Annotated in this window: 11 protein-coding genes; 4 read left to right on the plus strand and 7 right to left on the minus strand. The window is 68.0% G+C overall.

Features of this window, described 5'->3' with window-relative positions; all coding sequences use genetic code 11:
- The first annotated feature begins 74 nt into the window (after positions 1–74).
- Together U6958_RS20880 and U6958_RS20885 are read left to right on the plus strand one after the other, a co-directional pair.
- The gene (locus tag U6958_RS20880) at positions 75–1,046 is read left to right on the plus strand and encodes a LysR family transcriptional regulator (protein ID WP_074923456.1); all 972 of its coding nucleotides are present in this window, start codon (positions 75–77) and stop codon (positions 1,044–1,046) included.
- A gap of 317 nt (positions 1,047–1,363) precedes the next feature.
- Positions 1,364–4,333: a diguanylate cyclase gene (locus U6958_RS20885; RefSeq protein WP_083393670.1), complete on the plus strand. Its 2,970-nt coding sequence runs from the start codon at positions 1,364–1,366 to the stop codon at positions 4,331–4,333.
- 67 nt (positions 4,334–4,400) lie between these two features.
- On the opposite strand, the gene U6958_RS20890 is transcribed toward U6958_RS20885, so the two are convergent.
- The 7 genes from U6958_RS20890 to U6958_RS20920 form a co-directional block, all read right to left on the minus strand.
- Entirely contained in the window at positions 4,401–5,078 is a 678-nt protein-coding gene (locus tag U6958_RS20890; RefSeq protein WP_016453722.1) for a DUF1028 domain-containing protein, read from the minus strand.
- A 53-nt stretch (positions 5,079–5,131) separates the two neighbouring features.
- Positions 5,132–5,566, minus strand: coding sequence for a RidA family protein (locus U6958_RS20895; protein ID WP_012204875.1), 435 nt, complete (start codon positions 5,564–5,566; stop codon positions 5,132–5,134).
- 53 nt (positions 5,567–5,619) lie between these two features.
- Positions 5,620–6,894: an NAD(P)/FAD-dependent oxidoreductase gene (locus tag U6958_RS20900; RefSeq protein ID WP_074923457.1), complete on the minus strand. Its 1,275-nt coding sequence runs from the start codon at positions 6,892–6,894 to the stop codon at positions 5,620–5,622.
- Between the two features lie 114 nt (positions 6,895–7,008).
- Positions 7,009–7,707, minus strand: a complete 699-nt coding sequence (locus tag U6958_RS20905; RefSeq protein WP_016448200.1) for an ABC transporter ATP-binding protein — start codon at positions 7,705–7,707, stop codon at positions 7,009–7,011.
- Positions 7,700–8,527: an ABC transporter ATP-binding protein gene (locus U6958_RS20910; RefSeq protein WP_074923458.1), complete on the minus strand. Its 828-nt coding sequence runs from the start codon at positions 8,525–8,527 to the stop codon at positions 7,700–7,702. The genes U6958_RS20905 and U6958_RS20910 overlap by 8 nt, the downstream gene beginning before the upstream one ends.
- On the minus strand, positions 8,517–9,698 hold the full coding sequence (locus U6958_RS20915; protein ID WP_074923459.1) for a branched-chain amino acid ABC transporter permease: 1,182 nt from the start codon (positions 9,696–9,698) through the stop codon (positions 8,517–8,519). The genes U6958_RS20910 and U6958_RS20915 overlap by 11 nt, the downstream gene beginning before the upstream one ends.
- On the minus strand, positions 9,698–10,615 hold the full coding sequence (locus U6958_RS20920; RefSeq protein WP_074923460.1) for a branched-chain amino acid ABC transporter permease: 918 nt from the start codon (positions 10,613–10,615) through the stop codon (positions 9,698–9,700). The genes U6958_RS20915 and U6958_RS20920 overlap by 1 nt, the downstream gene beginning before the upstream one ends.
- A gap of 289 nt (positions 10,616–10,904) precedes the next feature.
- On the opposite strand from U6958_RS20920, the gene U6958_RS20925 reads away from it, so the two are divergent.
- Together U6958_RS20925 and U6958_RS20930 are read left to right on the plus strand one after the other, a co-directional pair.
- A complete protein-coding gene (locus U6958_RS20925) occupies positions 10,905–12,053 on the plus strand; it encodes a branched-chain amino acid ABC transporter substrate-binding protein (RefSeq protein WP_017406794.1) in 1,149 nt (382 codons plus the stop codon).
- Positions 12,053–13,567, plus strand: a complete 1,515-nt coding sequence (locus U6958_RS20930; protein ID WP_074923469.1) for a 4-hydroxyphenylacetate 3-hydroxylase family protein — start codon at positions 12,053–12,055, stop codon at positions 13,565–13,567. The genes U6958_RS20925 and U6958_RS20930 overlap by 1 nt, the downstream gene beginning before the upstream one ends.
- Positions 13,568–13,692: the final 125 nt, after the last annotated feature.

Below are 13,692 nucleotides of genomic sequence, written 5' to 3' on the forward strand. Positions count from 1 at the left end.
GCCCTCGATTAAAGAAAAAGTGGGGTAGATTTCCGGGTTATGCGGAGCTTTCTGTCCGCAATGAAGGAGTGGCCTTGGACAGCCTCAACGGTTTCCTGGTGTTCGTGCAGGTCGCCGAGACCCGCAGCTTCGTGGCGGCAGGCCGGCTGATGGGAGTCTCGGCATCGGCCATCGGCAAGAGCGTGGCAAGGCTGGAGGACCGGCTGGGCGTGCGCCTGTTCCACCGCAGCACGCGCAGCATCACGCTGACGGCAGAGGGCGCGCTGTTCCTGGAGCGCAGCCGCCGCATCCTGGCCGAGATCGAGGCCGCACAGCTGGAGCTGTCGCAGGCCAGCGCCGCGCCGCGTGGCCGGCTGCGGGTCAGCCTGCCCCTGGTCAGCTCGCTGGTGCTGCCGGTGCTGGGCGAGTTCATGCGCGCCTATCCCGAGATCGAGCTGGACCTGGACTTCACGGACCAGCTGGTGGATGTGATCGAGGAAGGCTTCGATGCCGTGGTGCGCACGGGCGCGCCCGCCGACTCCCGGCTGTCCGCGCGCCGGCTGGGCGCCTTCGGCTACCTGCTGGTGGCCTCGCCCGGCTATCTGGCGCAGCGCGGCACGCCCCGGGTGCCCGAGGATCTGCTGCAACACAGCTGCCTGCACTACCGCTACCCCCACAGCGGCAAGCTGGAGCCCTGGGTGCTGCGGCGCGCAGCGGGCGCGCCCGAGCTGCAGCTGCCCACCTCCATGATCTGCAACAACATCGAAACCCGGCTGTGCTTTGCGCTGCAGGGCCTGGGCATCGCCTACCTGCCGGATTTTTCCATCCGCGAGCCGCTGGCCGACGGCCGGCTGCAGCCCGTGCTGGCGGACTGCATGGAGCACACCAATGTCTTCCACGTGCTGTGGCCCGCCAGCAGGCACCCCTCGCCCAAGCTGCGGGCACTGGTGGACTTCCTGTGCGCGCGGGTGTTTCCACAGGCGCAGCCCGGGCAGGTCCAGGACGCTGCCAGGACCGGGGCGCCCAAGACACCCAAGACACCCCAGACATCCGGGACGCGCGGATAGGCTGCGCGCCGGCTGCTGCCCTGACTTGCTGGCTATCGCGCAGGCCCCCATCTGAGTTAGCATGCTTATAGAGCGACGTATTCACAGAGTCATATCGGTTGCTCTGGCCCACCGGCAGGCAGGACCTGCGTCTCGAGCGCTGTGGCGTGCGGGGCGCTGTATCGGTGGGCCATTGCGGTTGACAGCTGGCGTTGCAGATCTTTTTTCTTGTCTCGCTGCGTTGCATGTCTTCTCGTTCCACCGCTATCCATCGTCCCGCCCTTTCCTCGCGCTCGCACGCAAGAACATCGTTGGCCGTCATTGCAGGCGTCTGCTTGATGGCGCTCGCAGCGGGGCTGTACTGGGCCGCGTTGCTGGCCAGCCACCAGTACATGCAGCGCTACACACAGGATCAGGCTTGGCTGCGCGTCTCGCAGATGTCCCAGGCGGTTTCCGCGCAGGCCGGGACCATGCTGTCGGGCCTGAACTATTCCCTGCGGGACCTGGCCCAGGACTACGAGTCGGGTGACTCCGAGGCGTTCGGGCGGGCCGTCGCCAGCGTCCAGGAGGCCTATCCGCCCGGCACCATCGTCCAGGTGGCCGTGGCCGATGCGAAGGGCCAGGTGGTGTATTCGAGCCTGGCAGCCTCGGAGCCGCCTGCGCAGGGCGTATCCATTTTCGACCGCGAACATTTCCAGGCGCATCTGAAGGGCCTGACGCAGGGAACCTTCATTGGCCGTCCGGTACAGGGACGGGTCTCCGGGCAGTGGGGTATCCAGCTGAGCCGCGCCCTGCACCACCGTGGCGCGTTTGCGGGCGTGCTGGTGGTGTCGCTGTCGCCGCAGTACCTGTCGCGGCAGTTGCAGGCCATCTTCGACAGCCCGCGCGACGTGATCTTGCTGCTGCGCGAGGACGGCACCTATCTTGCACGCTCGCAGAACCAGGACCGGGTGCTCGGGCGCCAGTTGCCCGCGAAGCGGGTGGCGCTGTTTGCCCCCGATGTCACGCATGGCACCTACGAGGTGCTGGCGAGCACCGACGGAATACAGCGCATGTATGCCTGGAGCCGCGTCAGCGGCTTTCCGATACTGGTGAGCACGGGGCTGGACCACGAGGCCGTGTTCGGCCCGCTCAACGAGACCATACGGCAGAGCCTGTGGCGCAACGGCATAGGCACGCTGCTGATTTTTCTGGGCGGGATGCTGACGGCCTGGCTGGCGTTCCAGCGCTGGCGGGAGGAGGACCAGCGGGTCCAGTCCGAAGAGCGCTTTCATCTCCTTTCGCAGGAAGTGCCGGGCGGCCTGTTCCAGTACAGCTGGGACCCTGCCGGCCACTACGCTCTGTCGTTTGCCAACCCCGGCTTTTATGCCATGCACTGCATCGATCCGGATACGGCAGACACTGCCTTGCAGGACCTGGCACAGCGGGTTCATCCGGAAGATATCTCCGCGCTCAGGCGGTCCATCGACGAAGCGATGCGCAGCCAGGGGGACTGGGCCTGCAAGTACCGCGTACAGTCCGCCGATGGCTCCGTGCGCTGGCTGCAGGGCCATGCACGCCCGCAACGCACTGACGACGCAACCGTGCTCTGGCATGGCTACATCCTCGATGTCACCCAGGACGAAAGCCTGCGCAAGGCGCTTCACGAAAGCGAGGAACGGCTGCGGCTGACCATCGGTGCCGTGCGTGACGGACTTTGGCAGTGGGACCGCGAACACGACCAGGTGCTGTGGGATGCCCGCTGCTACCAGATGCTGGGCATGCCGGACCAGGCACTCGGTTCGTTCACCGTGGCCGGCTTCATGCATCTGCTGCACCCACTGGACCAGCCTCGCGTCCAGGAACGGCTCAGGCGCCACCTCGAACACGGCGACCCATTCCGTGTCGAGATGCGCATAAGGCAGGCCGATGGCTCCTGGCGATGGATCGAATCGCGCGGGGAAGTGACCCTGCGCGATGCCGACAACAAGGCATTGCGCATGCTGGGAATGCACACCGATATCCAGGAACGGGTGGAGCAGACCCATATGGTGAGCGCCCTGCTGGAGCGCGGAAGCGCCCTGGTGCTTGTCGCCAGCCATCGCCGCAGCATCGTCTACGCCAATGCCCGGGCAGCCGAGTGCTTCGGCCTTGCCGCGGGCGCGCTCGAGCCGCAGTGCTCTTTCCAGCAGCTGCATCCGTCCAGCGACAGTTTCGACAGCTTCGCATCGCTGTACGAGCGCCTGAGCCTGAAGGGCACGGTGCGTACCGAGTGGGCACTGAAGGTCAAGGGTGGCCACATGCGCTGGTTCGACATGCAGGGCGCACTGCTGGACCCCGAAGACCCCCAGGGCAATGTGATCTGGACACTGTTCGACGTAGATGCCCGCCATCAGGCGGAAAGCGCATTGCACCAGGTACAGCAGCGGCTGGAGGCCATCATCGAGAAATTTCCGTCAGGCATCCTGGTGACCGACGATGCGGGGCAGTGCATCAGGGCAAGCAACGCAATGCTGGTGGACCTGTTCGAGCTGCCGCTGTCCGCCACGGACCTTGTGGGGAAAAGCCTGCAGACCTTGCTGTCCTATTTGCCCCCGGCCATGGCAACGGCCTTGCAGCCTGCACCGCAACCGGGGGCAGGCGCCCTGTCGCAACGAACGATCTTTGCTCTGTCCAACGGCCGCCATATAGAAACGGAGCTGCTGCCGCTTCGCAGGCAGGAGCGGCTGCTTGGCTACTGCTGGGTATTCCACGACGTGACCGACTACAAGAGGCGCGAAACGCAGCTCGAAGCCCTGGCATTGACCGATGCGCTCACGGGTGCCAGCAACCGGCGGGCCTTCATCACGCGCATGGAGTCGGAGCTGGAGCACCTGCGCCTGGGACTGAGCCATCCGTCGGCACTGATCATGCTGGATATCGACCATTTCAAGCGCGTCAACGACAGCTTCGGCCATGGCGTGGGCGACGAGGTGCTCAGGCATCTGGTGATCGCGGTGTCCAAGCAGCTGCGCCAGGGCGACATGCTGGGCCGCCTGGGCGGCGAGGAATTCGCCGTCTTGCTGACGGACGTGGACGCCCCGACCGCACTGCGGCGCGCGGAGAACCTGCGTGAGGCCGTGGCGGCGCTGGCCGTGTCCGTACAGGGCCAGGACAGCCCGATCCGCTTCACCGTGAGCCTGGGCGTATGCCTCATGGACGAGGGCGAGGCATCGGTCGAGCGCTGCCTGGAGCGGGCCGACGCCGCCATGTACTTCTCCAAGCGCAATGGCCGCAACCGCACCACGTGCTGGACGCCCGATACCCCCGTGATTTCAGACGCCAAGTGAACGCGATGCCAGTGCCGCGACACGCCCGTGCGCCCGGGCAAGGCGATGTGTCAGCTACCCGGCCGCCTCACTCATCGCCCGGCACTCCGTAGCTGGGCGCGGCCGTGGGATCGATGGCGCGCGTCTGGTAGTCCTGCATCTGCGGCGCGTAGGCGGCCCAGAGGCCTTGCAGCGCGCCGATGGGATCGTGCTCGGACCAGTCCACGCGCAGGTCCGCCATGGGCCAGCTGTGCTCGCCCGCCACCTTGAGCGCGGCCGAATGCACGGGCCCGGCCTCGCCGCCCGCGGCCATGGCGGCCCGCATGGCGGCCAGCAGGCGCTCGGCCAGCGGCAGCGCCGCGCTGCGCTCGAAGGCCGGCACCATGGCCTCGATGGTGCGTTCGCTGGCCAGCAGGTTGCCGGCCGCCACGCACTGCCGCCCCACGGCGCTGGTGAAGATGCCCAGCGCCTGGCTGCCGCTGAAGACGCCGGTGCGGCCCTGCGCGTCCACCACGGTGACCTGGCGGTACTGCGGCCAGCTGCCGTCGTCCAGCGCCTGGCGCAGCGCGGCCTGGGGGTCGGCGCCCTGCTCCAGCAGGTCCAGCACGCGCGGGCCCAGGGCGGGCAGCGTGATGTTCTGCGTGGACACCACGCCCACGCCCGCGCGCACCCAGGGGCAGCGCGCGCCCACCGCAATGCTGGACGAGCTGATGGCCACGCCCAGCTGCCCGGTGCGCTCGCAGCGCCCCACAATCGAAAAAGTCATGGTTTCTTCCTCATGCCGATGCGGCTGTACCAGGTGCTTGCTGTGGTCGACGTTCAGGCGCTGGCCGGCGGCTGCCAGTCATCGGGGATGACCGCGATCACGTCGATCTCCATCAGCCACTGCGGCTGCCCCAGGGCCGAGATGCACAGCCCCGTGGAGATGGGAAACACGCCCTTGAGCCACTTGCCCACTTCCCGGTAGACGGGCTCGCGGTAGCGCGGGTCGATGATGTAGGTGGTGGTCTTGACGATGTGCGACAGGTCGCTGCCCGCTTCCTCCAGCAGCTGCTTGACGTTCTTCATCGCCTGCTCGGCCTGCTTTTGCGGATCGCCCAGGCCGACCAGGTTGCCCTCGAAATCGGTGCCGATCTGGCCGCGCACATAGACGGTGTTGCCGGCGCGCACGGCCTGGCACAGGTCGTTGTCCAGCGACTGGTTGGGATAGGTGTCCTTGGTGTTGAACATGCGGATGCGGGTATGGGTGGGCATGGTCTGGCTCCTGCAGGGGGTGGATGGGAAGGTGTCTCAGAGCGCGCTACCTGCTACCTGCTGCGGGCGGCGGCGTCGTAGTCGCTGTAGCGGCGCTGCTTGGCGATGTGGTCGGCCACGAACTTGGCGTCATGCCACACGCCCCAGATGAAGGACGAGCCACGGCGCGACAGCCAGGGCAGGCCCAGGAAGTAGATGCCGGGCTCATGGCCCACGCCGCGGTGGTGGCGCGGCTTGCCGCCGGGCTCGAAGCTGTCCACCTGCAGCCAGCTGAAGTCCACCCTGTAGCCCGTGGCCCAGATGATGGATGTGATGCCTGCGGCAGCCAGGTCGAGTTCGCGCAGCGGATGGCGCACGCACTCGGGATCGGGCAGGCGCCTGCGCGCCTCGGGCTCCTCGGGCAGGTCCAGGCCGTTGCGGCGGATGTAGTCGTCGGCCGCATCCAGCATGGCCAGGTAGTTGGCGTCGCCGTTGGCGATGTTCTCGGCCAGGTCGTCCCGGAAGCGCACACTGCCATCGGCGAAGGACTCGGTCAGCCCCACCAGGGTGATGCCCTGGTGTCCCAGCGCGCGAAAGTCCACGGTGTGGCCGCCGCGCGCGCCGCTGACGGCAATGGTCACATGCTCGCGGCCGGGCTTGGCAATGGCCGCATCCCATTCGCCCAGCACGCCCAGCCACCAGCAGAAATCACGGCCGCGGTAGGCGCGCGGCGGCCGGTCATGGGCGCCCACCGACAGGAACACCTTGCGGCCCGCGCGCTGCAGTTCGTCAGCGATCTGCACGCCCGAGGAGCCTGCGCCCACCACCAGCACGGCGCCTTCGGGCAGCTGCGCGGGGCGGTGGTAGTGCGCGGAATGGATCTGCAGCAGGCGGCCATCGGCGGGCGCAGCCGGCACTATCGGCGGGATCACCGGCACCTGGAACGGCCCCGTGGCCGCGATCACGTTGCGGGCCTCGATCACGCCCTCGGACGTTTCCACCGTGAAGCCCGGCCGGCCCTGGTTGCGCGTGACCCGCCTGACCTCCACGCCGGTGCGCACGGGCGCCTTGATCTGGCGGACATAGTCCTCGAAGTAGTCGGCCACCTCGTCCTTGCCGGGAAAGCCGTCGCGGTCGCCCTTGAACTCCAGGCCCGGAAAGCGGTCATGCCAGGCCGGCCCGTTGGCCACCAGCGAGTCCCAGCGCCCCGTGCGCCAGGCCTGGGCGATGCGCTGGCGCTCCAGCACCAGGTGCTCTACGCCAAGCTGGCTCAGGTGTTCGCTGGCCGCGATGCCGGCCTGCCCGGCGCCGACCACGAGCGTGTTGATGGTTTGGATTTCAGCTGTCATGGTGTGGGTCTCTCAGGAAAAAAGGCGCAGGCCGTCCCGCATCGGCGCGGTGCCGACTGCCTTGGTGTGGTCCGCAACAAAAAAGGGAAGGAGGTGAAGGCCGCCCGTGCGGCGCTACAGGTACAGGTGCTTCACCACGTCGTTGGCCAGCAGCTCGCTGGCCGTGCCCGAGGCCACCAGCTGGCCCTTGAGCAGCAGATAGCCCGTGTGGGCGATGGACAGCGCCGCCTCGGCGTTCTGCTCGATGAGCAGCACGGTGATGCCTTGGCTGTGGATGCGCTGCACCGTCTCGAAGTACTCCTCGATGAGCTTGGGCGACAGGCCCAGCGTGGGCTCGTCCATCACCACCAGGCGCGGCTCGCCCATGAGCACGCGGCCCAGCGCCACCATGGCCTGCTCGCCGCCGGACAGCGTTCCGGCCGCCTGCGACAGGCGCTCGCCCACCCGGGGGAACAGGGCCACCACACGCTCCAGCGCCTGGGCAAAGCCCTGCTGCGGGCGCAGCGCGTCGTGGCCGATCTTCAGGTTCTCCTGCACGGTCAGCTCGGCAAACAGGCGCCGGCCTTCGGGCACGAAGCCCACGCCCAGGCCGGCCAGGTCCTCGGTGCGCATGCGCGCCAGCGGCTGGCCCATGACGCGGATGGCGCCGTGGTGCACGGGCAGCAGGCCCGCAATCGCCTTGAAGGTGGTGGTCTTGCCCGCGCCGTTGGGGCCCAGCAGGCAGACGATGCTGTGCTCGGGCACCTGCAGCGAGACCTGGTTGAGCATGTTCACCACGCCATAGCGCGTGCTGATGGAGTCCAGTTCAAGCATGGCTGGCCTTTCTGCCCAGATAGGCTTCCTGCACGCGCGGCAGCCGGCGCACCGCCTCGAAGCTGTCGTCGCCGATCTTGCGTCCGTAGTCCAGCACCATCACGCGGTGCGGCAAGGTGGCGATGAGCCGCATGTCGTGCTCGATGATGATGAAGCCCAGCGCCGGATTGCCTTCGCGCAGGCGCTGGATGTCGGCGATCAGCGCATCGGTGTCGCGGTCGTCCATGCCGCTGGAGGGCTCGTCCAGCAGCACGATACGCGGCTCGGCGGCCAGGGCGCGCGCAATCTCCAGGCGGCGGCGGTCGGCCTGCGGCAGGCTGCTGGCCAGCACGTTGCGGCGCTGGTGCAAGTCGCTGGACACGCTTTGCAGCAGCGCGCAGGCGCGCTCGGCGCAGCGCTTCATCTCGGCGCGCGAGACGGCCGGGCGCAGCAGCGCGGTGAGCACGCCGCAGCGGGTGCGCGAGTGCATGCCGATGATCACGTTGTCCAGCACGCTCAGCGAGCCGAACAGCCGGCTGGTCTGGAAGGTGCGCGCAATGCCGGCGCCCGCGATGTCGTGCGCGGCCATGCCCTTGAGCGAGCGGCCTTGCAGCAGCACCTCGCCCTCGGTGGGCTGGTAGATGCCGGTCAGCAGGTTCAGCAAGGTGGACTTGCCCGCGCCGTTGGGCCCGATGATGCCCAGCACCTCGCCTGCCGCCAGGTGGATGTCCACGCCCTGCACCGCCGTCAGGCCGCCGAAGCGCATGGTCAGGCCACGCCCCTCAAGGACCAGCGGGCCTGCGGTCGCGGCATGGTGGGTGGGATGGGAATCAATGCTCATGGTTGCGCACCCGTTGGGGGAAGATGCCGCGCGGGCGGATGATGAGGAAGGCGATCACCACCAGGCCGTAGAACAGGATGCGGTAGTCGGAAAACGCCCGCAGCTTCTCCGGCAGCATGGTCAGCAGGAAGGCGCCGACGATCACGCCCAGCGTGTTGTCCATGCCGCCTGCGATCACCAGCGTCATGATGGTCACGGACACCAGGAAGGTGAAGTTGTCCGGCGAGATGAAGCTCACATAGAACGCATACACCGTGCCCGCGAAGCCCGCCAGGAAGGCGTCCACCGCAAAGGCCTTGACCTTGAACCAGGTGACGTTGATGCCGCAGGCGCGTGCGGCGATCTCGTCGTCGCGCAGGGCATTCCAGGCCAGTCCCACGCGCGAGCTGTGCAGGCGCTGCGCCGAGACGATGGCCAGCCCCAGCAGGGCGACGGCCACGTAGTAGAAGTTGGCCTGGCCCGGCAGGCTGTGGCCCCACAGCGTGATGGGGTCGTTGAACGAATGGCCGAACAATGTGGGCGAAGGAATGCCCACCAGGCCGTTGGCGCCGCCCGTCCACTCCAGGTTCATCAACAGCTGGTGCACGACGATGCCGAAAGCGATCGTCACCAGCGCCTGGTAGCTGTCGCGGGTGCGCATGGACGGCAGGCCCAGCAGAAAGCCGAAGACCGTGGCCACGGCGGCGGCCACCAGCAGGCAGATCCAGAAGCTCACGCCGAAGTGGATGGCCAGCAGGGCCGACGCATAGGCGCCGATGCCGTAGGACGCGCCAGTGGCGAAGTTCGGTATGTTGGCGCTGCCCAGCTGGAAGTTCAGCGCCAGCGCCAGCACCGCGTACAGGCAGGCGATGATCATCAGGTGCATGGCGTAGCTGTCACCGCCCAGCACCCACGGAAACACCAGGGCCAGCACCACGCCCGTGCCCACGGCCAGCGGCCTGCACTGGCCGAAGGCGGCCACGATGCGGTCCTCCACCAGCGGGCGTTTCTGCACCGCGACCAGGGCCACGGCAAAGCAGGCCAGCAGCGCCAGCACCGTGATCCAGCTTTCGGCCAGCAGGAACTGGCGCAGCAGCACGGCGCCCGCCAGGGCCACGCCCAGCACGATGGCGGCAGAGCCCGCATTCCGTGGTGCCGCCCGCGGCGGCACCTGTATCGTCGTTGTCTGCATCACACCTTCTCCATTTTTTGAACGCCGAACAGGCCGGCGGGGCGAAAGATCAGCACCAGGATCACCAGGGCGAACACGAACACCAGGCGGTACGAGGTGCCGTTGGGCACATAGCCCTGCACGATGGTCTCGATGGCCGCAATCAGCAGGCTGCCGACAATGGCGCCCCCGAGCCGGCCCAGGCCGCCGACCACTGCGGCGGAAAAGCCGATCAGCCCCGCCTGCACGCCGAAGTCAAAGCGCACCACGCCCGCATAGCTGGCCAGGAAGATGCCGCCCACCGCGCCGGTGGCCGAGGCAATGAAGAAGGTGTTGCGAAACACCGGCCCCGGCGCAATGGAGAACAGCCGCGCGGTTTCGCGGTCCTGCGACACGGCGCGTATGCGCATGCCCATGGGCGTGTGGTGCAGCACGTACAGCAGCACGCCCACCAGCGCCATGGCCACCAGCACCGAGACCACGCTGATCAGGGGCAGCGGCCCGAACGGGGTGGGAACGGCCCCCTGCGCAATCGCCGGGAACGCGTGCGGATTGCTGCCCTGCGGGTACAGGTGGCGGATCAGCTCGCGGATCACGATGCCCAGCGCCACCGTGGCCACCAGCGGCATCATGGCCGGCGCATTGCGAAAGCGGCTGATCACCAGCCGGTCCAGGGCGATGCCCAGCCCTCCCACCGCCGCAATGGCCACCAGGCAGGCCAGGCCCAGCACCAGCCAGGGGGCCGAGCCGCCCAGCGCGGTGGCCAGGGCCTGCACGGCCGCCAGGGCGATGAAGGGGGCGACCATGGCCACGTCGCCATGGGAAAAGTGAATCACCTGCAGCACGCCAAACAACAGGCTGAAACCCAGGGCAAGCAGGCTGTAGATGCAGCCCAGGGTCAGCCAGTTGATGAGTTGCTGGAACAGCGCGTCATGCATCGATAGGGTTCCTCTTGTGTCGGGTTCGGCCGGGTTGGCGGGGCTTCGCTTGTCTCCATGTCACGCAACCATTGAAGCAAGAAACCGCACAAAACCTGCGTCGCTTTTGCCGAGGCGCTGCTTCGGAAAACGCGATCCAGTCCCGGGCCGGTGCGGCGATACATTGATCCGGCGGCGTTGCCAGACAGCGCCGGCCAGCCCGCCATGCACCGTGGCGCCCCGCCGCCCCGGGCCCCGCCCGGGCCGCCATGGCTGCCCTTCGTCTTCACCTGAACAGGACCGACCGACCATGCAAGCCTTCACGACAACCACCGCCCTCCTGCCATCGCGCCGGCGCCTTGCCGCATCCGCCCTGGCGCTGGCCGCCGCCACGCTGGCCTGCGGCGCGGCCTGGTCCCAGTCCACCGTGAAGCTGGGCTTCATCGGCCCCGTCAGCGGCGGCAACGCACAGCAGGGCCTGGGGGCGAAGAACGGCTTCCTGCTGGCCATCGACCAGTGGAATGCCACGGCCGGCGTGCCGTTCAAGGCGGAGGGCGTGGTGCTGGACGATGCCTCCGACCCGCAGACCGGCGTGTCCGCCGCGCTCAAGCTGGTCAACGACCGCGACGTGGTGGGCGCCATAGGCCACTGGAACAGCCCCGTGGCCCTGGCCACGCTGCCGGTGTTCAACCGCGTGCAGATGCCCTTCATCGTCTGGGGCGCCATCGGTCCCAAGATCACCGACCAGAACTTCGCCAACACCACGCGCGTGACGCCCACCCTGGTCAACGAGAACAAGCCCCTGGCCGCCTGGGCCGCCACGGGCCTGGGCGCAAGAAAGATCGCCATCATTGCCGACACCAGCGACTACGGGCGCGCCAACCTGGCCTCGTTCGGCAGCTTCTACAAGGCAGAAAAAGGCAGCGTGGTGGCCGAGGAAAGCTACCCCGTGGGCACCACGGATTTCCGCTCCATCCTCACCAAGATCAAGAGCCTGAACCCCGACGCGGTCTACTTCGGCGGCGTGATCACCGAGGCCGGCATCGTGCGCAAGCAGATGGCCGAGCTGGGCATGAAGCAGCCCATGCTGGGCATCAGCGGCATCTTCGATCCGCAGCTCATCCAGATCGCCGGCCCGGCCGCGGACGGCACCATCGTCGGCACGCCCAAATCGCAGACCAACCCCCGGCTGGACGCCATGAGCCGCGCCTATGCCGCCAAGGGCTATGCCGACTCCGAGAGCCCGTACACCAAGTACGCCTACGACGCCACCGGCATCCTTTTGCAATCGCTCAAGACGGCAGGCACCAAGGACCGGCAGGCCGTGGCCAAGGCCATCCGCGCCATACGCTACGACGGCGTGACCGGTACCGTGACTTTCGATGCCAACGGCCAGACGCAGGTGCCCGTGGAGCTGCAGCTGCACGAGGTCAAAGACGGCAAGTGGGCCAGCCGCTGATGATCAGGACAGGCAGCCAGTACCGCGACTCCATCCGCGATGGCCGGCGGGTCTGGATGAACGGCGAGCGTGTCAAGGATGTGACCACCCACCCCATGTTCAAGCCGCTGGTGGACATCCGCGCGCGCATGTACGACCTGCAGCACGAGGCCGCGCTGCGCGACGCGCTCACCTACGACGAAGGCGACGGCGACCGCCACCCCATCGCCCACAAGCTGCCGCTGACGCGCCAGGACTGGTGGGACAAGCGCCGCGCCACCGACCTGCTGCTGGAGGACATGGGCGGCGTGGTCATGCGCGTGGGCGACGAGAGCGTGGGCGAGATGTGGTCGCTGTTCGACGGCCAGGACGTGCTCAACGAGCTGGACCCGCGCTTTTCCGCCAACATCCGCACCCACATCCGCCGCGTGGTGCGTGGCGACCTGTTCCACGTATCGGCCAACACCGACCCCAAGGGCGACCGCTCGCGCCTGCCGCAGGACCAGGACCCCGACGTGCTGCTGCACGTGGTCAAGGAGACCGATGCAGGCGTCATCGTGCGCGGCGCCAAGTACGAGACCGCTGCCGCCTATGCCAACCAGGCCTTCACCAAGCCGGGGCTGGCGCACTGGGGCGACGCGGCGCAGTCCGAATACGCCATAGGCTTCATCTGCGACCTGGGCGCGCCCGGCCTGCGCTTCATCTGCCGCCCGGGCCTGGCCGCCCGCGCATCGGCCCAGGACCATCCGTTGAGCCATCGCTTCGACGAAGTGGATGCCATCGTGGTCTTCGACGACGTGCTGGTTCCCTGGGAGAACGTGCTGTTCTACCGCCACACCCGGGCCGCCCATTTCCTGCGCGAGACGCTGCACCGCTACTCGGCCTTCACCTTCCTGCAGCGCAGCCTGAAGCTGGCCGACATGCTGATAGGCACGGCCCTGCACAACGCGCGCCAGACCGGCGTGGAGAAGCTGCAGGCCGTGCAGGACAGGCTGGCCGGCCTGGCCTGCTACCGCGAAGGCATCAACGCCCACCTCACGGCCGCCATCGCGCTGGCCGAGCGCAGCCCGGCCGGGCTGATGATGCCCAACCAGTCCCTGCTGTTCACGGGACGGTCGCTGGCCACCGGCCAGCTGCACCACATGATGAACACCGTGCGCGAGCTGTGCGGCGGCCAGGTCTGCCTGACGCCGGACCACGCCAGCTTCGAGAACGAGGACACCGGCCCCTGGCTGCGCAAGTTCTACACCCTCGGCCCGCAATGGCAGGCCGACGACCGCCGCAGGCTGCTGGCCTATGCGCGCGACCTGCTCGACTCGGACCACGCCGGCCACCGGCTCAGCTTCCAGCTGTTTGCGCAATGCCCGCCCTACGCCCAGACGGCGGCCGTGTACCGGCATTTCAACTGGGATGCGCCGCTGGACTTCGTGGGCAAGTCCGCCGGCCTGACGGACCGCGTGAAGGCCACGCAGGCGCCGGCCCAGGGCGACGGTGCGGTGGCGCAATGGTTTCGCAATCACAACGCCAGCGACTGAAGGCTGCCGGGGCCCGACCGCCGCACAATGCAGGCGCCTTGCGGGAAGGGCCTCTTGCAGCGCGGTCCGCCGCTTGGTCAACTACGCGGCGGATCACCCTGGCCGCCCTCCCCCTCTCCACCTCT

Origin of the sequence: Delftia lacustris (assembly GCF_040267515.1) — a bacterium.
Classification (GTDB): domain Bacteria; phylum Pseudomonadota; class Gammaproteobacteria; order Burkholderiales; family Burkholderiaceae_C; genus Comamonas; species Comamonas tsuruhatensis.